Annotated in this window: 19 protein-coding genes and 1 pseudogene; 10 read left to right on the top strand and 10 right to left on the bottom strand. The window is 65.5% G+C overall.

Annotated elements, in window-relative coordinates; translation table 11 throughout:
- Positions 1-39: 39 nt before the first annotated feature.
- Complete coding sequence (locus AC3RCC_RS06330) at positions 40-747, top strand: hypothetical protein (RefSeq protein WP_492257944.1); 708 nt, start codon at positions 40-42, stop codon at positions 745-747.
- 378 nt (positions 748-1,125) lie between these two features.
- On the opposite strand, the gene AC3RCC_RS06325 is transcribed toward AC3RCC_RS06330, so the two are convergent.
- The gene (locus AC3RCC_RS06325; RefSeq protein ID WP_291642256.1) at positions 1,126-2,748 is read right to left on the bottom strand and encodes a peptide chain release factor 3; all 1,623 of its coding nucleotides are present in this window, start codon (positions 2,746-2,748) and stop codon (positions 1,126-1,128) included.
- Positions 2,749-2,922: 174 nt separating this feature from the next.
- On the opposite strand from AC3RCC_RS06325, the gene AC3RCC_RS06320 reads away from it, so the two are divergent.
- Positions 2,923-4,599, top strand: coding sequence for a methyl-accepting chemotaxis protein (locus AC3RCC_RS06320; protein ID WP_492257943.1), 1,677 nt, complete (start codon positions 2,923-2,925; stop codon positions 4,597-4,599).
- A 119-nt stretch (positions 4,600-4,718) separates the two neighbouring features.
- On the opposite strand, the gene AC3RCC_RS06315 is transcribed toward AC3RCC_RS06320, so the two are convergent.
- Positions 4,719-5,573, bottom strand: a complete 855-nt coding sequence (locus AC3RCC_RS06315) for a LysR family transcriptional regulator (RefSeq protein WP_492257942.1) — start codon at positions 5,571-5,573, stop codon at positions 4,719-4,721.
- Between the two features lie 114 nt (positions 5,574-5,687).
- Between AC3RCC_RS06315 and AC3RCC_RS06310 the strand changes: the two genes are divergently transcribed.
- Positions 5,688-6,641: a carbon-nitrogen hydrolase family protein gene (locus tag AC3RCC_RS06310; protein WP_492257941.1), complete on the top strand. Its 954-nt coding sequence runs from the start codon at positions 5,688-5,690 to the stop codon at positions 6,639-6,641.
- A 62-nt stretch (positions 6,642-6,703) separates the two neighbouring features.
- Here the strand turns inward: AC3RCC_RS06310 and AC3RCC_RS06305 are convergent, their stop codons facing one another.
- From AC3RCC_RS06305 to AC3RCC_RS06290, 4 genes are all read right to left on the bottom strand, one after another.
- A complete protein-coding gene (locus AC3RCC_RS06305) occupies positions 6,704-7,465 on the bottom strand; it encodes an ABC transporter permease (protein ID WP_492258756.1) in 762 nt (253 codons plus the stop codon).
- 11 nt (positions 7,466-7,476) lie between these two features.
- Positions 7,477-8,403, bottom strand: coding sequence for an ABC transporter ATP-binding protein (locus tag AC3RCC_RS06300; protein ID WP_492257940.1), 927 nt, complete (start codon positions 8,401-8,403; stop codon positions 7,477-7,479).
- Positions 8,404-8,706: 303 nt separating this feature from the next.
- Entirely contained in the window at positions 8,707-9,333 is a 627-nt protein-coding gene (locus AC3RCC_RS06295; RefSeq protein WP_492257939.1) for a hypothetical protein, read from the bottom strand.
- Between the two features lie 145 nt (positions 9,334-9,478).
- Positions 9,479-9,613 (bottom strand): hypothetical protein, encoded by a 135-nt coding sequence (locus AC3RCC_RS06290; protein ID WP_492257938.1) that lies wholly within the window; start codon positions 9,611-9,613, stop codon positions 9,479-9,481.
- Between the two features lie 103 nt (positions 9,614-9,716).
- Between AC3RCC_RS06290 and AC3RCC_RS06285 the strand changes: the two genes are divergently transcribed.
- Entirely contained in the window at positions 9,717-11,030 is a 1,314-nt protein-coding gene (locus AC3RCC_RS06285; RefSeq protein ID WP_291645692.1) for a DUF3422 family protein, read from the top strand.
- Here AC3RCC_RS06285 and AC3RCC_RS06280 read toward each other — a convergent pair.
- Positions 11,027-11,584 carry a L,D-transpeptidase gene (locus AC3RCC_RS06280; protein ID WP_291645693.1) on the bottom strand — a complete coding sequence of 186 codons (558 nt, stop codon included), beginning with the start codon at positions 11,582-11,584 and terminating at the stop codon, positions 11,027-11,029. The two genes, AC3RCC_RS06285 and AC3RCC_RS06280, sit on opposite strands and share 4 nt — an antisense overlap.
- Positions 11,585-11,799: 215 nt before the next feature.
- On the opposite strand from AC3RCC_RS06280, the gene AC3RCC_RS06275 reads away from it, so the two are divergent.
- On the top strand, positions 11,800-12,405 hold the full coding sequence (locus tag AC3RCC_RS06275; RefSeq protein ID WP_492257937.1) for a glutathione S-transferase family protein: 606 nt from the start codon (positions 11,800-11,802) through the stop codon (positions 12,403-12,405).
- 27 nt (positions 12,406-12,432) lie between these two features.
- Here the strand turns inward: AC3RCC_RS06275 and AC3RCC_RS06270 are convergent, their stop codons facing one another.
- The gene (locus tag AC3RCC_RS06270) at positions 12,433-13,371 is read right to left on the bottom strand and encodes a pentapeptide repeat-containing protein (protein WP_492257936.1); all 939 of its coding nucleotides are present in this window, start codon (positions 13,369-13,371) and stop codon (positions 12,433-12,435) included.
- Between the two features lie 284 nt (positions 13,372-13,655).
- On the opposite strand from AC3RCC_RS06270, the pseudogene AC3RCC_RS06265 reads away from it, so the two are divergent.
- The 5 genes and pseudogenes from AC3RCC_RS06265 to rnk form a co-directional block, all read left to right on the top strand.
- Positions 13,656-14,021: pseudogene (locus AC3RCC_RS06265) on the top strand (DMT family transporter); the annotation flags it as partial.
- An 11-nt stretch (positions 14,022-14,032) separates the two neighbouring features.
- Positions 14,033-14,158: a hypothetical protein gene (locus tag AC3RCC_RS06260; RefSeq protein ID WP_492257935.1), complete on the top strand. Its 126-nt coding sequence runs from the start codon at positions 14,033-14,035 to the stop codon at positions 14,156-14,158.
- Positions 14,159-14,195: 37 nt separating this feature from the next.
- Positions 14,196-15,200 carry an NAD-dependent epimerase/dehydratase family protein gene (locus tag AC3RCC_RS06255; protein WP_291640915.1) on the top strand — a complete coding sequence of 335 codons (1,005 nt, stop codon included), beginning with the start codon at positions 14,196-14,198 and terminating at the stop codon, positions 15,198-15,200.
- Positions 15,197-16,651, top strand: coding sequence for an aspartate aminotransferase family protein (locus tag AC3RCC_RS06250; protein ID WP_492257934.1), 1,455 nt, complete (start codon positions 15,197-15,199; stop codon positions 16,649-16,651). The genes AC3RCC_RS06255 and AC3RCC_RS06250 overlap by 4 nt, the downstream gene beginning before the upstream one ends.
- Positions 16,652-16,972: 321 nt before the next feature.
- Entirely contained in the window at positions 16,973-17,395 is a 423-nt protein-coding gene (gene rnk, locus AC3RCC_RS06245) for a nucleoside diphosphate kinase regulator (protein ID WP_291640920.1), read from the top strand.
- A 1-nt stretch (position 17,396) separates the two neighbouring features.
- On the opposite strand, the gene AC3RCC_RS06240 is transcribed toward rnk, so the two are convergent.
- Both AC3RCC_RS06240 and AC3RCC_RS06235 read right to left on the bottom strand, forming a co-directional pair.
- Positions 17,397-18,698, bottom strand: coding sequence for an FAD-binding oxidoreductase (locus AC3RCC_RS06240; RefSeq protein ID WP_492257933.1), 1,302 nt, complete (start codon positions 18,696-18,698; stop codon positions 17,397-17,399).
- 11 nt (positions 18,699-18,709) lie between these two features.
- Positions 18,710-19,696, bottom strand: a complete 987-nt coding sequence (locus AC3RCC_RS06235; protein WP_492257932.1) for a UbiA family prenyltransferase — start codon at positions 19,694-19,696, stop codon at positions 18,710-18,712.
- Positions 19,697-19,704 lie beyond the last annotated feature (8 nt).

Raw genomic sequence — 19,704 nt, 5'->3', positions numbered from 1 at the left:
GCGCTGGCTGCCCAGACGCTTAGTCTCTGTCCAAAGTCCATGTTTATTGGACAATATGTTCATTCCGTCATTCATCGTGTAGTCAGTATCAATCATCGATTTTTCGTCGACGGTATCCTTGGGGCAGGCAAGCATGAAAAAGCTTCTCAATGTCATGACTCCAGCACTCTGGCTAATTGGAGTATCGACTACCCCGCTCAATCGCAGACGTTGATTGAAGCTGTTAAATTTTTGTTCGAGGGCGAAAATTACAGCAACTTTGAAACTGTAAAAAAACTTGAAGATATAAAAGAAAATACATTTATCACCTTAGACGACGGGGAGACTAAAGATAAATACAGTAGATCTCATTATAAATTGGAGAATTGTATTCTCTATATCAATCATATTCATACAAATAAAAAAGATACGAACATGAACATGACAGACATTGTTAAAATTGATCTTAACAAGATCATGAAAATAACCGTTTCTGATAAATTAAATTATAAAATTGAAAACTCTAATATAATTAGAACAAAGTATACTATAGATATAAGCGGATCGGATAAAATGCAATGCTTTGGACACGTAGGCGGCGTAGCAAAAATACTAAATAACAGCGAAGCAAATATATGCGAAACACATGAAACAATATATCACGAATTTAATTCAAATTCGCCAATGGACATGAACGATCATACGAAACGTATCTTGGCCGCACACCAATACATCAAATCCAATTTCTGCAAGGGCAGCGCCTTTTAACCGACCGGCCATCAGCAGCCCTGCATTTTCATCCTCCCCATGCGCGATCGACCGACTTCAGCGTGATCGCGCCGGATATCCCCGGATTTCAGGACGGGGCCTCGAATAATCTGCGCGGCTTGCAGAAGCGCTGGATCGCCGCGCCTCCGTTCGGACGCGGTCACGCGTGATCTATCTCACTGTCATCGCATCGGAATTTTCCGATAAGTGGATTCCACTTTTCGGCCCGATGCCACAGGCCGCGCCTGCGCCTTTTCGACGAGTTCATCGTCGAGAATTACGGTCATGCGTATCATCTCCGCCACGGGCATCATTCACGGCATCAGGTGATGTCGTGATTCATGCCTGCGGCGACGATACGATCCTCGGCCGCCAGCCTCAGCCGCCGGCGACCTTCTGGTAGTCCTTCACATCCGAGAAGCTGATATCCGGTGAGCGCTCGGCATCGTATTTCAGCGTGAACTGCGACGAGGCCATGAACACCGGGTCGCCGTCGAGATCATCGGCCATCGAGGACGGCTTCAGAGCGATGAACTTCTGCAGCGCGAGCTTGTCATCGCTCGAGACCCAGCGCGCGATCGCGAACTGACAGGGCTCGAAGTCGACGGGCAGCGAATACTCCACCTCCATCCGCTCCTTCAGCACGTCGAGCTGCAGCGCGCCGACGACACCGACAATGGCGGGCGCCCCGTCATGCGGCAGGAAGAGCTGGACGACGCCCTCCTCGGCCATCTGCTGCAGCGCCTCGCGCAGCTTCTTGGCCTTCATCGCGTCCTTCAGCTTGACGCGGCGCAGGATTTCCGGAGCGAAGGACGGCACGCCCTTGAAGATGATCTCCTCCCCCTCGGTCAGCGTGTCGCCAATGCGCAGCGTGCCGTGGTTCGGCAGGCCGACAATGTCGCCGGCATAGGCCTCCTCGGCGATCGAGCGGTCGCGGGCGAAGAAGAACTGCGGCGCGTTCAGCGGCATCGGCTTGCCGGTGCGCACCAGCTTCGCCTTCATGCCGCGCGAGAGCTTGCCCGAGCAGACGCGCATGAAGGCGATCCGGTCGCGATGGTTCGGATCCATGTTCGCCTGGATCTTGAAGACGAAGCCGGTCATCTTCGGCTCGTCCGCCTCGACCGCACGCTTGTCGGCGATCTGGGCGCGCGGGCTCGGCGCATGGCGGCCGAGCGCGTCGATCAGGTCACGCACGCCGTAATCGCGCAGCGCCGCGCCGAAATAGAGCGGCGTCAGATGCCCCTCGCGGAAGGCCGTGAGATCGAACGGCTTCAGCCCCTCGCGCGCCAGGAAGACCTCTTCGCGCCAGCTGTCGACCGCACCGTTCGGCAGCAATTCGTCGAAGAGCGGATCGTCCTCGCCGGCGACGGCCGTGCCGGCATCGGTCTCGTCGCCCTTCTGGTTGCGGCGGAAGGTGTTCGAGGCGAAATCCAGCGTGCCGACGAATTCGCGCCCGCGCCCGACCGGCCAGGTCATCGGCGCGACGTCGAGCGCCAGCGTCGTCTCGATCTCGTTGATCAGGTCGAACGGGTCGCGCGTCTCGCGATCGACCTTGTTGATGAAGGTGACGATCGGGATGTCTCTGAGACGGCAGACCTCGAAGAGCTTCTTGGTGCGTGCCTCGATGCCCTTGGCGGCGTCGATCACCATCACCGCGCTGTCGACCGCCGTCAGCGTCCGGTAGGTATCCTCCGAGAAGTCCTCGTGGCCCGGCGTGTCCAGCAGGTTGAAGACATGCCCGCCATATTCGAAGGTCATCACCGAAGTGACAACCGAGATGCCGCGCTGGCGCTCGATCTTCATCCAGTCGGAGGAGGTCTGGCGCCGGCCGGCCTTGGCCCTGACCTCGCCGGCGAGCTGGATCGCGCCGCCGAAATACAGCAGTTTCTCGGTCAGCGTGGTCTTGCCGGCGTCCGGATGCGAGATGATCGCGAAGGTCCGGCGGCGCGCATGCGGCGCGGCGGCGGCCACGGCGCCGTCGAGTGTCTGAAGATCGGTCATGGCGTGGTTGAGACAGGATGCCGGCTCCTGAGTCAATCGCCCTGCCCCGGCCTGAGCCGGCGTTTTTTGACGGGCCCAACGCAAAATTAACCGACCCGCGCCTAGCCTGACGGCGGTTTCACGCCGCGCGCCAGGGGGAAAGTCGCGGCTCGCGCGCTCAAGATCGCCCTGCCAATGCTGCGCACCATATCGCGTCAGATCCTCGCAGCCGTGCTGCTGCTCGCCATAGCAGCAGCGCTGGCGATCGCGTTCGGCGTCAAGACACTCGAACGCTATGCGACGACGACGAAGGAGATGCAGTCCGCTTCGCACCGCGCCGCCATCGCCGAGCGTATCAACGGGCTGGTCAACGGCGTCGTGATGGAATCGCGCGGCATCTATATGAGCGAGGACCTCGCCGGTGCCGAGCGCTTCATCCCGCTGCTGCTGCAGGGTCTGCGCGAGATCGAAGTGCTGATGCAGGACTGGCGGCCGCTGATCGGCCCGGGCGACCAGGACAGCTTCGCCAACGTCGCCCGACGCGTCGAGGAGTTCGTCGCCTTCCGTCGCGAAATGGTCCGCCTGGCGCGCGAGCGCTCGATCGCCGCCGCCCGGACGATGGGCGATGAAGAAGGCAACCGCAGCAACCGCAAGGCTCTGAACGAAGCCCTGAAGCGGATCGCCGGCACCAACGATGCCCGCAGTGCCTCGCTCGATACCGAGCTTGTCCATATGCAGCAGAGCAGCGCCGATCTGCTCATCGGAACCGGCGCCCTCGCCCTGGCCGGCGGCCTCGCCTTGGCCTTGCTGCTCGTCCAGCGCCGGATCGCCGGTCCCCTGCTGCGGCTCTCGGCGACGATGCGCCGCCTCGCAGCCGCCGAGCCGGTCGAGGAGATTCCGCTGGTCGAGCGTGGCGACGAGATCGGTGACATGGCACGCTCCGTCGCGGTCTTCCGCGACAATGCCAGAGCGCGCGCCGCGCTCGAGAGCGCCGCCGCCGGCGACGAGGCGGCACGCCTTGCCCGGCAGCGGCGGATCGACGAGATCGTGACCGCCTTCGATGCAAGGCTCGCCGACGCGCTGCAGACGGTCGGCGGCGGCGTCCAGACGCTGGAGACCGCCGCGCGCATGCTGAACGGGCTTGCAGTCGCCGCCACCTCCGAGATCGGCCGCGCCGAGACGGCCTCGCAGGAGGCGTCGGGCAATGTCCAGCAGGTCGCGAACGCCGCCGACAACCTGACCGATTCGATCACCGAGATTTCCGCTCGCCTGGCCCGCGCCAATGCGATGGTCGGCGGCGCCAGCCACGAGGCGCTCGGCGCCAGCCGCCATGTCGGCAATCTCGCCCGTGCCTCCGAACAGATCGTCACCGTCATCGACCTGATCCGCGACATCGCCGAGCAGACCAATCTGCTCGCCCTCAACGCCACCATCGAGGCCGCCCGCGCCGGCGAGGCCGGGCGCGGCTTCGCGGTCGTCGCCGCCGAGGTCAAGACATTGGCGAACCGCACCGCCGAGGCGACCAACGGTATCGCCAGCCAGATCGAGGCCTTCCACGGCGAGGCGGAGGGCGCAGTCAGCGCCATCGGCATCATCACGCGCACGATGAGCGACGTCTCGCACCAGACCGCCGCCATCGCTGACGCGACCGAGGAGCAGCGCGCGACCACCTCCGAGATCGCCCGCAACGCCCAGGCGACGGCGCATGGCGCGGCAACCGTGGCGCAGCGTCTCGCCGGCGTCACGGCGGCCTCCGACGAGGCGATGCGCTCGGCCGCCGAGGTCCTGCGCACCGCCGAGCATCTCGCCCGCGAGGCGGCGACGCTACGCGGCGAGCTCGACACCTTCTTCAAGCAGATCAAGGCGGCCTGAGCGGGCTGCCCCGGTCCTGCCGCCGCCGGCAGACGGCCCTATTGCGCGCCGGCAGCACCAAGAGTTGCGCTGCGCGAAGCATCGGAGACCGCGCGGGAGCACCGGAACGACCGCCGGGGCTATACGCTGTGCAGCTCGCGGATGTTGCGGGCCAGTTCCAACGCAGCGTCGCTTGCGCCCGCACGCGGGAGGTAGAGCTTGATCAGGAACTCGGTCAATGGCGGAAGGCCGGCCGAACCCTTCAGCACGACCAGCGCTTCCGGAACAGTCGAAGGCAGCATCGGCGAGACGGCAATATCGGCCTCGACCGGAGCGCAGATCGCTTCGAAACTCGCAACCTCGCAGACAAAGCGCCAGTCCCGCCCCGCCGCCGCCAACGCCTTCAACGCGACCGGGCGATGCGGGCAGGTGTCATCACCGGTCGAAAGCGGCAATGGTTCGCGCCGATGCGCCGTTCCATTGCGCGCGCCGACCCAGGCGAGACGCTCGGCCCGCAACGTCTCGCCACCCGTCGCCTCGCAGCTTTGGACAACGACCGCAAGATCGATCTCCCCGCGGTCGAGTTGCGCGAGCAGACGGCCGCTGCTGTCGCAAACGATGACAACCCGAACCTGCGGCCAGGCCCGGTCGAAACGCTGCAGGATCGGCGTTCCCAGCGGCCGGACGAGATCGGACGGCATACCGAGCCTAACCTCGCCGGCAAAGGCAGGCCTGCCGATCGCAGCCCAGACCTCGTCGTTCTGGCGCAGCAACCGGCGCGCCTGACCGATCAGGCGTTCTCCCTGCGGGGTCAGGCGGATACCGGCACGATCGCGCTCGACGAGGCGACAGCCGAAACTCTCCTCGAGCCGCTTCAGCTGAAGGCTGACCGCGGCCTGCGTCAGGTTGAGAAGCCGCGCGGCAGCGGTGATGCCGCCGGCTGCGACGACCGCATCGAAAGCACGAAGCAAGGCGATGTCGAGGTTTCGCGGCATGTCCGCCTCGATAACGGTCGCTTATGCCGGGAATAATGCAGTTTTGATTTCGTTATGTCAGCAGGCAACTAACATCGCGTTGGAGGCGTGCAGGCAGCGAAACGGGAGACGAACATGCCGGTCGAAGGGTGTTTCACGCTCGCGGCGATCCAGGCGCGCCAGATCCTGTTCGACCGCGACGCCGCTACGGAAAAGGCCTGCCGGCTGATCGCCGAGGCCGCAGCGGCAGGAGCCACGATCGCGGCCTTCGGCGAGGCTTGGCTCCACGGCTATCCGTTCTTCGCCGACGCGGAATTCCGCCCGCTGAGCTGGCAGGCGATGGCTGAGTATCAGGCCAACGCCGTCGAAATCCCCGGGCCGACGACGGATCGGCTTTGTGCCGCCGCCAGGGAGGGCGGCATCGACGTGGTCATCGGCATGGTCGAACGCGATACGGCGACGCTCGGGACCGTCTATTGCACGCTGCTCTTCATCGGGCGGGAGGGACTTATCCTCGGGCGGCACCGCAAGCTGAAGGGCACGCATGTCGAGCGCGCCGTCTGGGGCGATGGCGATGCCGAAGGGCTGAGGGCGTACCAGCGCTCCTATGGCCGGATCAGCGGGCTGAACTGCTGGGAGCACAATGTCTTCCTGCCGGGCCATGCCCTCGCAGCCCAGGGCACCCAGATTCATGTCGCGGCCTGGCCGGGCCGGGAGCCCGCCCAGGCGCCGCGCTATCCCGACATCATCTGGCCCCGCCAGCATCTGCTCTCACGTGCCTTCGCCTCGAAGGCAGCCTGCTATGTCATCTGCGCCGCCGGCATCCGGACGACCGAGGATGTGCCCGAGCGCTACCGTGAGCTCGCCACCTACGAGCATACCGGCCAGAGCTGCATCATCGACCCGCGCGGCGAGATCATCGCGGGCCCGGCCGAAGGCGAAACCATCCTGCTTGCGGAAGGCTCGATGGAAGCCGTTCTCGCCGCGAAGTCCGCCGTCGATGCCGGCGGGCACTATTCCCGCCCCGACCTGCTTCGGCTGGTCGTCAGCCGGGATCCGCTCGAAGGACCGGTGCAGAACCATGGCTAGGTCAGCGCCGCGCCTTGCCTGCCATCAGCGCGAGAACCGATGTGGCAAGCTTCGCATGGAGCCTAGTTCTTCAGCCGGTAGCCGGTCTTGAATATCCAGGCGACCGCCGCGATGCAGGCAACGAGGAAGACCAGCGTCATGCCGAGGCTCACCACGATCCCGACATCGGCGAAGCCGAAGAAGCTCCAGCGGAAGCCGCTGATCAGGTAGACGACCGGATTGAACAGCGTCACCGCCCGCCAGAAGGGCGGCAGCATGTCGATCGAGTAGAACGAGCCCCCGAGAAAGGCGAGCGGCGTCACGATCAGGAGCGGCACCACCTGCAGCTTCTCGAAACCATCGGCCCAGACGCCGATGATGAAGCCGAACAGGCTGAAGGTCGTCGCCGTCAGCACCAGGAAGAGCAGCATCCAGAGCGGGTGCTCGATCTTGAGTGGCACGAACAGGAAGGCAGTGACGAGGATGATCAGCCCGAGCATCACCGATTTCGTCGCCGCGGCCGCGACATAGGCGAAGACAGCCTCCCACCAGGCGACCGGTGCCGAAAGCAGCTCGAAGATCGTCCCGGTGAATTTCGGGAAATAGATCGCGAAGGAAGCGTTGGCGATGCTCTGCGTCAGCAGAGAGAGCATGATCAGGCCGGGCACGATGAAGGCGCCATAGGGCACCCCGTCGATCGCCTGCATGCGCGAGCCGATCGCCGCGCCGAAGACGACGAAATAGAGCGAGGTCGAGATTACCGGCGAGAGGATGCTCTGCAGCGGCGTACGCCAGGTCCGCGCCATCTCGAACAGGTAGATCGCCTTGATCGCGTGCAGGTTCATGGTCGCAGCGCTCATGCGTTCGCCCTCAGCAGGCCGACGAAGATGTCCTCGAGCGAGGACTGGCTGGTCTGCAGGTCGTTGAAACGGATGCCGGCCGCGGCGAGATCGCTGAGCAACGCCGTGATGCCGGTGCGCTCGGCCTTGGTGTCGTAGCTGTAGACCAGCTCCTCCCCTTCGGCGCGCAGGGTCAGCCCATAGCCCGCCAGCGCCTCCGGCACCGCCGCAAGCGGCGATTGCAGATGCAGGGTCAGCTGCTTCTGGCCGAGCTTGCGCATCAGCTCGGCCTTGTCCTCGACCAGGATGATCTCGCCCTTGCTGATCACGCCGACCCGATCGGCCATCTCCTCGGCCTCCTCGATATAGTGCGTCGTCAGGATGATGGTGACGCCGCTGTCGCGCAGGCGCCGCACCAGCTTCCACATGTCCTGGCGCAGTTCGACGTCGACGCCCGCCGTCGGCTCGTCGAGGAACAGGATCTGAGGCTCGTGCGCCAGCGCCTTGGCGATCAGCACGCGCCGCTTCATCCCGCCCGACAGCGTCATGATCTTGTTGTCGCGCTTGTCCCAGAGTGAGAGATCGCGCAGCACCTGCTCGACGATCTCAGGGTTCTTCGGCTTGCCGAACAGGCCGCGGCTGAAGGAGACCGTCGCCCATACGGTCTCGAAGGCGTCGGTGGTCAGCTCCTGCGGCACGAGGCCGATGCGGCTGCGCGCGGCGCGGTAATCGGCGATGATGTCGTGACCGTCGGCGAGCACCGTCCCGGTGCTCGGATTGACGATGCCGCAGACGATGCTGATCAGCGTCGTCTTGCCGGCGCCGTTGGGCCCGAGCAGGGCGAAGATCTCGCCGCGCCTGATGTCGAGCGTGACGCTTTTCAGCGCCTGGAAGCCCGAGGCATAGGTCTTCGAGAGACCGGAAATCTGGATGATCGGCTGCATGGCGGAACGCTGCTGGAGGGACGAGGCGATCTGATCAAGGCGGCGCCGCGCAGCTCCGCCCAGCCTGCGCGATTCCCCACAGCAAAAGAATATGGCCGGGACGCGCCCGGCCATAGCAATTTATTCTGTCAGTTCCTGTCAGCGGACCAAGATCAGCGGACGAAGAGCCAGATCAGGATGATGATCGGGATCGGAATTCCAAGCAGCCACAATGCGATCGAGCGCATGACATTGCCCCCTTGATTGCCACGATTGTTGATGGCGGGACAACGTCGCAGGCGCCGAGAAGGTTCCCCGTCCGGTTCAGACCAGCGCCGTCACGCTCGCATGCCAGCGCGGCTGAAAGCCATGGGCCAGCGCGGCCAGGCTCGCGGGCGGCGTGCAGACAGGCACCGGCCCGGTCGGCCGCGACCGCCGCGCGACATAGCCGGCCGGCGACCAGAGCAGCGCCGCATCGCCACGCAGGGCCAGGAATGTCGTATCGTCGCCGATGATCATCGCACCGTCAGGCAGTCCCGTGGCGTCGAGCCGGTGCAGGCGCTTCTCGCGCCCGCGGCGGCGCTCCCCGTCGAGCCTTTCGTCGATCTCCGGGAAGCTCGGCACGCGCCCGAGGCCGAGCCCGGCGACCAGCGCGGCACGGTAGGCCAGCGCATCGCCGCGCCGGCATTCCATGCAGGGGCGATGGCCAGCCGCCAGGGCCGTGACCTCGTCGCAGAAGAACAGCTCGGTATAGTAGCGCCCCCAGACATCGCGCTGCCGACCCTTGAAGGACAGGACACAGCAGATCCATTGCTGCGTCGCATAGAGCCGTCGCGGCAGGGCCCTGGTCTCCGGATCGTGGAACCTGCCGCCGCGATTGCCGAACAGCGTGCCGCGCGCCGGGTCGGCGAACAGCGTGCCATCGGGACGGATGCGGTTTGGCAGGGGCATGGCTGGCAGCGAAGCTTTCCGGCGATCAGCACAATCTAGGCCGGCCGCCGCCGGATCGCGTCAGCAGCGCTGAACCTGTCGGCTCCAGAGCATCCGCGCCCCTTTGCAGCGCGGATGCTCCGTTTCCTTGTTTCATCGCTTGTTCTCACGCGAGCCGGTGTCCGCGTCGCTCGAAGAATGCTCTGGCGCGCGGCCGCGTGACGCCCGAACTCGCGATCGTCAGGTGTTCCTCCGGCGTCGGGCAGCTGTGCGCGTCATCGGGGCCGATCTTCGAAGCCATGACGAACCCCTCCCAGACGATGCGACGCCATGCCGATCTTTCCGTCTCCGGGGCTTTGCTGCAAGTTCGGTGATGGGCGCGGAACCGAGCCGCAGAGCCGGTCATGGCAGGGCAGGACAGCATGGATCGCAGCGAGGCAAGGCCGGCCCCGACGCTCAGCCCGCATCCCGCGCGCGGCGCGATCCTCGCCGAGATCCATGCCCGGCCCTTCGCCCCGCTGGAGACGCCACAGCGCCTGCTGCATTTCGCCTTCATGACCGACCAGGCGCAGGCCAGTGCCGACCGCGAGGCGCTCGCCGGCTTCTGCGCCGGGCGAGGCGTCGCAGGCCCCGCCGAGGGCGCCAAACATCATCGCGCCCGGCTCGGCGAGATCGGACTGCGCTGGGAGCAGCACAGCGAGTTCACCACCTATAGCTGGGAGCTGCCGGGCAATGGCAATGCGCCGTTCACTCCCGCCGGCAGGGAGTTGCCGCATTTCATGCTGGAGCTACCGCAGCCGGGACCGCATCTGGTCGCGGTCGACCTGCATCTGCTACCCGAGCGAGCAGCGCCGCCGCTCGAGGAGATCTTCGATCCGGCGAGCCTCGCAGCCTCGCTGGTCGACAGCGAGGGCGCGATCGCAGCGGCGGATTTCCAGCCCGATCCCGACGGCTTCGTGCGCATCCTCCTCCTCGACCGGTCGCTGACGCCCTCGCGGGCCGGGGCGCTGGCGCAGCGCCTGCTCGAGATCGAGACCTATCGGGTCCTCGCTTTGCTCGGCCTGCCGGAGGCGCAACGCCTCGCCCCTTCCGTGCGGGCGACCGAGGAGGCGCTGGTCCGTATCGCCGGCACGATGACGCAGACCGACGGGCTCGCCGCCGACAATGCCCTGCTCGACGAGATGACGGCGCTCGCCGCGCCGATGGAATCGGAAGCCGCTTCGTCGAACTACCGGTTCGGCGCCAGCCGCGCCTATGACAACATCGTCGGTCAGCGCCTCACCGCGATCGGTGAAGCGCCGTACCGGGGCTGGCCGACCATCGCCGCCTTCCTCTCCCGGCGGATGGCGCCGGCGATGCGCACCTGTCAGATGCTGCAGGAGCGCCAGGCCGATCTCTCGCGCAAACTCGCCCGTGCCGCCAACCTGCTGCGCACCCGCGTCGACGTCGCGCTCGAGCAGCAGAACCGCGACCTGCTGGCGGCAATGAACGAGCGCACCCGGCTGCAGCTGCGCCTGCAGCAGACGGTCGAGGGGCTCTCGGTCGCCGCCATCGGCTATTATGTCGTCAGCCTGTTCGGCTATCTCGCCAAGGGCGCCAAGGATGCCGGCTACCTGCCTGTCGATGTCGGCATCGCGACCGCACTCTTCGTTCCCATCGCCCTGCTGCTGGTCTGGAGCATGGTCCGCCGGATCAGGCGCGGCCACAGCGACGGCTAGCGCTGCACGATGACCTTGGTCCCGGGCCTGACGCGATCATAGAGGTCCATCACGTCGCGATTGGTCATCCGGATGCAGCCCGAGGAAACCGCCGCTCCGATCGTGTCGGGCTCGTTCGAACCATGGATTCGATAGAGGCTCGATCCCAGATAGATCGCCCGCGCACCGAGCGGGTTCTCCATTCCGCCCGCCATGTAGCGCGGCAGGTCGGGTCGGCGCTTCAGCATCGCCGCGGGCGGACGCCAGTCCGGCCATTCGCGCTTGCGCGAGACGATCTTCGTGCCCGACCAGCTGAAACCCTGCCGGCCGACACCGACGCCGTAGCGGATCGCCCGCCCCTGGCCGAGCACGTAATAGAGCCGCCTCTGGCTGGTCGAGACCACGACCGTACCGGGCGCCTGCTTGCCATTCCAGGCAACGAGCTGGCGCGGCACCGGCTGTTCGCTGAAGATGTTGAGGAAGTCCGCGAGCCCGCGGCTGATCGGGTTGGAATAGGCCGACGCAGGCGTAGCGAAAGCCAGAGCGGCGGCAGTCAAGACAATGGCGCGCAGCATGATCATCCCTGCAACGCCCCCCGCCGGGATTTAACCGGAATTGGGAAAGCCGGGTCAACCCTGGCTCCCCGGCGGCGGCGGAGCAGCGACAGCAGGGCCCGGTCGGAATCCATGAGCCTGCGGCAGCACCAGCGCATCGATCCTGACAACGACCGACCCTGGGCGCCCCTATCAGCCCGCCCATCGCTTGAGGAAACGCCGAAAGGGACATCGCCATGCTGACCTTCTATCACGCTCCGCAATCGCGCTCCTTCTCCGTGCTCTGGCTGCTGGAGGAACTCGGCCAGCCCTACACCATGGAGCTCGTCGACATCCGCGCGAAGGATGGTCCGCCCGAGAGCTACCGAGCCATCCAGCCGCACAAGAAGGTACCGGCGATCGTCCAGGACGGCACCGTCGTCACCGAGCGCGCCGCGATCTGCCTCTATCTCACCGAGCGGTTTCCGGAGGCCGGGCTCGCCCCCGCCATCGGCGATACCGACCGGGCCGCCTTCCTGACCGCGCTGGTCTATGCCGACGCAGTGCTCGACCCGATCATCGCCACCAAGGTCCACGACTTCGCCTATGAACCGCGCGGCTTCTCCTTCGGCTCGCATGCCGATACCGTCGCCAATCTCGAGAAACGGCTTTCCGCCCATCCCTATGCCGCCGGCGAGCGCTTTACCGCCGCCGATACCCAGCTCGGCAGCGGCATCCATTTCGGCATGAACATCATCGGCGCCCTGCCGCGCCTGCCGGCCTTCGAAGCCTATATGGAGCGGATGCTGGCGAGGCCGGCCCTGCAGCAGACCATCGCCAAGGACGACGCGCTCCCGATCTGACCGGGATAAGGCGCGTCCTCGCGCGGCTCAGCCCGAGAAGGCGGCGCGCAACCGTTCGAGGACGGCGGCCTGCGTCGCCACCGGGGTCTGCGGCACCGAGACCGCGATGCCGTCGAAATGCCGGCGGCCGAGAAAACGGGTGCGGTCGAACACCGCCTCGCCACGGAACTGGGCCCCGCTGAACCAGGCCGCCTGGCAGAAGCGCGCCTGCGCGAAGGTCGCGCTCTGCTCGAAGATCGCATTCTCGAAGCCGGCATTATCGGCGAAATCGACCTCGACGAAATCCGCCGGTCCGCGGTAGCGGCAATCGCCCAGTCCCGCCTCCCATCCGAACCTGGCGCCGCGGAAGCGCACCGGCCCCTCGAAGAACGAACTGCGAAACCAGACGCTGCCGGAGAACTCGGCCTCGACGAAGCCGAGCGTGCCGGCACAGGAAATTTCGCGAAACTCCGCGCCGCGCTGGAAATGCGCCGCCCCGAAATCGGCCCCGGCCGCGAAACGCGTGCGTTCGAAGAAGGCATCGCCCGCGAACGTCGCGTCGCGGAAATCGGCCGGCCCGGAGAACCTGGCATCGGTGAACCACACATCGCTGCCGAAGGCCGACCCGGCGAAGCGCGCGGCACCCGGAAAGTGGAAGCCGGCGACATCGAATTCCCCGTCGAAGCTCTCGTCGACCAGCTCGACACCGGCGAGCAATTGCCAGAGCGAGGTCAGGGCCGGATCGGCGCCCACCTTGCGACGCAGGCTCGTCATGGTCGCCGCCCAGGAATTCCAGGCCGCCACTCCCGATCCAAGGCGACGCAAGGTCGCCTCGCGCCGTGCCGCATGGATCGCACGAAGCTCCTCCGAATCGTGCTGCGGCAGCACCTCGGCCGCGTTGAGCACGGGCTCGTACGGCCACGCCCAGGGGCTGGCCTGCAGGAGCTCGGAGCGAGTACGGGACGCGAGCCGGAGCAGGTCGGCCATGGCGGGTTGGAAATCCAGGTTAAGGAATGATTAACCTTAGAGCAGCGCAGCCTCAGGATCAATCCGGCGCACATTCCCGCCATGATTTCGCGCCTGCGCCCCGCATCTCAGCATGCCGGCGGCCGAGGCTGCGAAGGCATGGCCGAAGGGAAGCCGGCGTCTTTCCGTGGTCGATGCAGTACACTTTTAAGGTTACGGGCCGATAAGGTCCCGTAGCGTAAGGCATTCGAAGTATTTTCCGCGCCATTCAGGGCGGCATCAGCCACGCGGAAAATCCCGTTTCGATGAATGCCTACCTGCCTTTGATCCTGTTCACGGTGCTGACCAATGCCGCGGCGCAACTGATGCTGAAACGCGGCATGACCGGGGTCGGCCATCTCGATATCGGCGGCGATGGACTGATCGCGACGGTCTTCCGCGTCGTCTTCAACCCCTTCGTCTTCGCCGGCCTGTGCACCTTCGTGGTCAGCATGGCCTCGCATCTGATCGTGCTGTCGAAGGTGCAGATCAGCTACGCCTACCCGTTCCTGAGCCTCGCCTACGTCGTGGTCGCGGTCTACGCCTATTTCGTCTTCCAGGAGGATCTGAGCCCGGCCCGCATCGCCGGCATCGGCCTCATCGTCCTGGGCACGGTCTTCATCGCACAAAGCTGAGGGAAACCATGGACCTGATCGCCCGTTTCATTCTGCGCCTCGGCACCTTCCTCGTCCCGCCGGCCGAGCCGTCGCTGAAGCCGATCCCGGTGCCGACGCGCACCCGCCCTCGCCTGCCCGACGCGCCGCGTTGATGCAGCCCTTGATCTTCGAACCAGCGGCTCCCCGGACATGAAACACATCATCATCGGCGGCGACGGCTTCGTCGGCTCGCATCTGGCCGCCGACCTCGCCGCCATGGGCGAGGAGGTCCTCGTCTGCGACATCCACAAGAGCGGCCACGCCCATTACGACAAGGTGCCGTTCCAGAAGATCGACGTCACCGACGCCGGCAGCGTCGAGAGCATCGCGCTGACTGCGGACGACCTCGTCTACAACCTCTCGGCCAAGATGCTGTCGCCGATCGTGACCCGCAAGGAACGCCACGATTTCTTCTGGCCGGTGAACTATCATGGCACCGAGAACATCCTGAAATGGATGGAGAAGAACGGCGCCCGCAAGCTCGTCCACTTCACCACCGACATGATCTACGGCCATGCCGTGACCGTGCCGCAAGACGAGACCCATCCGGCGAACCCGCTCGGCGAATATGGCGAGAGCAAGCTCGCCACCGAGAAGCTCGCCCAGGGCTATCGCGACCGGGGCTTCCAGATCCCGATCTTCCGGCCGCGCCTGATCATCGGGCCGGGCCGGCTCGGCATCCTGGTCAAGCTCTTCCGGCTGATCGACCTCAACCTGCCGGTGCCGATGATCGGCGCAGGCACCAACCCCTATCAGTTCATCTCGGTCTTCGACTGCGCCAGCGCCTGCATCGCGGCCTGGAAGGCGGACTTCCCCAACAGCGCCTATAATCTCGGCTCGGATGATCCGCCGCCGGTGAAGAAGCTGCTCGGCGACCTGATCAGGCATGCCGGCTCGAAATCGATCCTGCTGCCGACCCCGGCGCCTCTGGTCAAGTTCGCGCTCGACACGCTGGACGCGGTCAACCTGCCGATCATGGACCCGGAGCAGTACAAGATCGCCAACGAGGTCTGCATCCTCGACACCAGCAAGGCCAAGCGCGAGCTCGGCTGGACGCCCAGATACCGCGACGAGGACATGCTGCTCGCCGCCTACACCGAATACCGCAAAGCAAAGACCGCAGGGACCAAGGCCGAAAGGAGCCTCGCAGCATGAGCATGCCCGCTTACCGGAACGAGGACGACATGGCCCCCGCCACTCCCGCCCGCCCGAAGCTGATCAGCGTCGAGGCCGCCAAGCAGCTCGGCGCCACCCAGGTGAAGGACCTCTTCACCAGCCATATCAATCCCGGCCAGGTGCATTTCCTGAAGCTGCTCGGCTTCGACAAGATCATCGTCGATCGCGCCGAGGGCATGCACTACATCACCAGGGACGGCCGCAAGATCCTCGATTTCTTCGGCGGCTTCTGCTCGGTCGCCTTCGGCCACAACCATCCGCGCATCATCGCGGCCCGGCAGAAGTTCCAGGCCGAGAATCGCCATGAGATCTGCATGGCGTTCATGTCGCAATATGCTTCGGCGCTCGCCCACAACCTCGCCCAGATCGCGCCCGGCGATCTCGACATGGTCTTCCTCGGCTCGACCGGCTCCGAGGCGATGGAAGCGGCGCTGAAGGTCGCCGAACAGGCTCAGGGGCCCGGCAGATCGAAGATCCTGCACGCCGCAAACTCCTTCCACGGCAAGACCAAGGGCGTGCTCTCGGTCACCGACTCCAACCTCTACCAGTCGCAGTTCAAGCTCGTCGACAACCGGGTCAAGGTGCCCTTCGGCGATATCGAGGCGGTGCGGCTGGCACTGGAGAGCGATCCGGCGATCGGCATCGTCGTGATGGAGACGATCCAGGGCGGCGGCGGCATCGTCGAGGCGCCTCTCGGCTTCTGGCGCGAGCTGCGTGCGCTCTGCGACAAGCATGGCGTGCTCTGGGTCGCCGACGAGGTCCAGTGCGGGCTCGGCCGCACCGGCCAGTTCTTCGCCTTCGAGCGTGACGGCGTCGTGCCGGACGTGACCGCCCTCGCCAAGGCGCTCGGCGGCTCCAAGGCCGCGGTCGGCGCGATGATCGCCCGCCGCGAGATCTACATGAAGGCCTATGGCAAGCCGAAGGCTGCGCTGATCCACGCCCAGGCCACGTTCGGCGGCATGGGCGAGGCCTGCATCAGCGCGATCGAGGGGCTCAACGTGCTCTATGAGGAAGACCTCATGGGCAATGCGCAGCGCCAGGGCGATTATCTGCTCGCAAGGTTGAACGAGCTGCGCGCCAAGCACCCCAGCCTGCTCAAGGAGATTCGCGGCCGCGGGCTGATGATCGGCGTCGAGTTCCAGGACATCAGCGAGACCATGCCCTTCGGGCTGAAGCACATGGTCGCGCTGCTCGACGACAAGCTGAAGGGCTCGCTCTGCGGCTTCATCGGGGCGCTGCTGCTGAAGGATTACGACGTGCTCGTCGCCTTCACCGAGTACAACCGCAACGTCATCCGGCTCGAACCGCCGTTGATCGTCACCCGCGAGCAGTGCGACCAGTTCATCACGGCACTCGACGACCTGCTCTCGCGTGGCATCACCCGGATCGTCACCGACTATCTGCGCAAGGTCGCCGTCAGCAAGGGCTGAGACGCTGCGACGACATCTCCCGGATGCCTGAGGGCCGGCGAAAGCCGGCCCTTTTTGCCGTGCGCCGTCTCATCCCCAAGCGAGGCTTGACAGAACCTCGGAACAAACCAACTTTATAGGCATGACCACGCTGCGCAGCACCGTTCTCCGGATCCTCCCGATCGCGGACGTTTAGCCCCGGACTCGGCCTTACGCGCCCCGAGTTCAGGGGTGCTGTCTACGCTGTCCGCAGCACGATCTTACAGGCGCAACCTCCACATTCACGTTTTTCGAAGCAGCGCCGCGCGTCGGCATGCGCCACCACAGGACATTCGCGTCATCATGACCCAGAAGCCGCCCCGCAAGCCCAAGATCGTCGTCACGGAAAGCGATCTCGAGCGCCTGACCGGTCTCGCTACCGCCGCCCTCGAGCGCATTCCCGAGGTCGCCGAGGAACTGCTGAACGAAATGGACCGCGCCAAGGTCGTCAGCCCCAAGCAGATGCCGGCCGATGTCGTGCGCATGGGCTCGATCGTCGAGTTCAGCTCCGACACGGCCCAGCAGCGCCGCGTCCAGCTCGTCTTCCCCGGAGAGGCCGATATCGAGCAGGGCCGGATCTCGATCCTGACCCCGATCGGCACCGCCCTGATCGGGCTCGCGGCCGGCCAGTCCATCGCCTGGACGGCGCGCGACGGGCGCCAGCACACCCTGACCGTGCTGACGGTCGAGCAGCCGGCCGCCACGCCGGAGAAGACCCCGGCCTGACTCAGACGCCCTCGGTCACCCGCCGCCAGAACCCGGAGGAAAAGCCGGGATCGATATGGCGGGCGAAATCCCGCCAGTGCGGGAAGGACGCTGCAAAAGTGGCCGGCGACATGCGCGCATCCTTGTAAGGGTTGACACGCCCGCCGGCCGAGATCGCGATGCGGTCGAGCTCGTCGAGCAATCGCAAGGTACGCTCGCCGCGATGCGGAAAGTCGAGCGTCAGCGTCGCCCCGGCGACCGGAAACGACATCATCCCCGGCGACGGCACGTCGCCGAACAGCTTCAGCACCGTCAGGAATGAGCTCTCGCCGGCGTCGAGCGTCCGGCGCAGCATCGCCTCGACGGCGGCGCGGGCATCGGCCATCGGCACGGCGCACTGGAACTGGCGCAGCCCCTTCGGCCCATAGGCCCGGTTCCAGTTGCTCACCCGGTCGAGCGGGTAGAAGAACGGCCGGTAGGGAATGCGCCGGGACTCTGCCGTCTTCGGCTGGGCGGCGAGGTACAGCGCATTGAAGGCGCTGAGCGTCAGCCGGTTGATCAGCGAGACCGGCGGCGTGATCGGGAAAGGCAGTGTCCGCGCAGCCTTGGGCGGCGGCGCCGAAGAGGCCGGAGCATGATTGGCCCGGAAGAACACCCCGCGCCCGAAGCTCCGGCCGCCGGCAGCTGAATCGATCCAGGCGACGGTGTAGTCATGCGTCGCATCCGATTCCGCCGCGATCTCGAAGAAGCGCTCCAGCCCCTCGAAACGGATCGCCTCCTGCAGCATCTCGCCGGATTCGACCCTCATCAATTGCAGCGTCACCTGCGTGACGAGGCCGGTCAGCCCCATGCCGCCGATGGTCGCGGCGAAAAGGTCGGCGTGCTCGGCCGGCGAGCAGGTCAGGCGCGCCCCGTCCGAGCGGGCAAGTTCGAAGGACAGCACATGCCGGCCGAAGGTTCCGGCGCGGTGGTGGTTCTTGCCGTGGACGTCGTTGGCGAGCGCCCCGCCGATGGTGACGAAGCAGGTGCCCGGCGTCACCGGCGGGAACCAGCCGAGGGGCACTGCGCGCTCCAACACCTCGTCGAGCAGGACGCCGGCCTCGCAGACCATGACGCCGCTCGTCGTGTCGAAGGAGAGGATCTGCCCGAGCCGGCGCGCCGCGATCAGCCCGCCACCATCGTTCAGGCAGGAATCGCCATAGGAGCGGCCATTGCCATAAGCCAGTACCTGGCCTTCCTGTGCGGCCGGAGCGGCGAGCCAGTCCCCCGGCTCGACAAGCACCGAGCCCCGGGCGCGCAAGCCGCCCCAGGAACGCAGCTCCACAGCTTTTCGGCTCACGGCAGGACCGAGGCGGCGACCATGATGACGACGACGACCGCCCCCATCAGCTGGCTGCGCCAGTCACGGATCATGAACACCAGCGGATCGTCCGGCATCTGGCCGCGCCGGGCCATGAACCAGATCCGCGCCATCTGGTAGAGCACGATCGGGCAGATCAGCCAGATCAGCTGCGGATAGCGGTAGAGCTCCTTGACCGCGGCACTGTCGACATAGAGCGCCATGATCAGCGCACAGGTGCAGCCCGAGGCCATGCCGAGCTGGGAGAGCGCCTCGACATCCTCGGCATGATAGCCACGCCCGGCCTTCTTCAACCCGGACTGGTCCTGGGTGATGCGCAATTCGGCATAGCGCTTCACCAGCGCCAGGCTGAGGAAAAGGAACATCGAGAAGGCGAGCAGCCAGGACGAGAGCGGGATAGCAGCCGCCGCATTGCCGGCAAGGATGCGCAGCGTGTGCAACGCCGCGAGGCCGAGCACATCGACGAGCAGCTTGCGCTTGAGGAAGAACAGATAGGTCAGCGCCAGCACGAGATAGGCGCCGAGCGCTAAAAGATAGAGATCCGGGCGCGGCAGGAACCAGGCGAGCCCGAAGGCCACGATCATCAGGCCTGGCACCATCGCATAGGCCTGCGCCTTGGTGATCTCGCCGGCTGCGAGCGGGCGCTTGCACTTGGTCGGGTGGCGCCGGTCGGCCTCGACGTCGACGATGTCGTTCAGGAGGTAGATCGAGGAGGCCAGCAGCGAGAACGAGATGAAGGCGATTGCGCCATAGGCGACGGCGTGGACGTCGAAGACGTCGTGATTGAGCAGGATCGGGACGAAGACGAGGCCGTTCTTGAGCCAGTGATGCGGTCGCATCGCCCGGATGATCGCCGGAATCGCCATGGCTCTGTTTTTTCCCGTCGTTTTCGCGGCATTCCGCGCCTCCGACGGTCCAACAGCGTCAGTACCCACCGAAATCACGCCTCCATTGGCGTGCATCAATGGCG

It is taken from the genome of Allobosea sp. GW823-FHT01F03 (assembly GCF_058798075.1).
The sequence above is the reverse complement of the archived record's forward strand: the minus strand, read 5'-3'. Positions and strand labels throughout refer to the sequence as shown.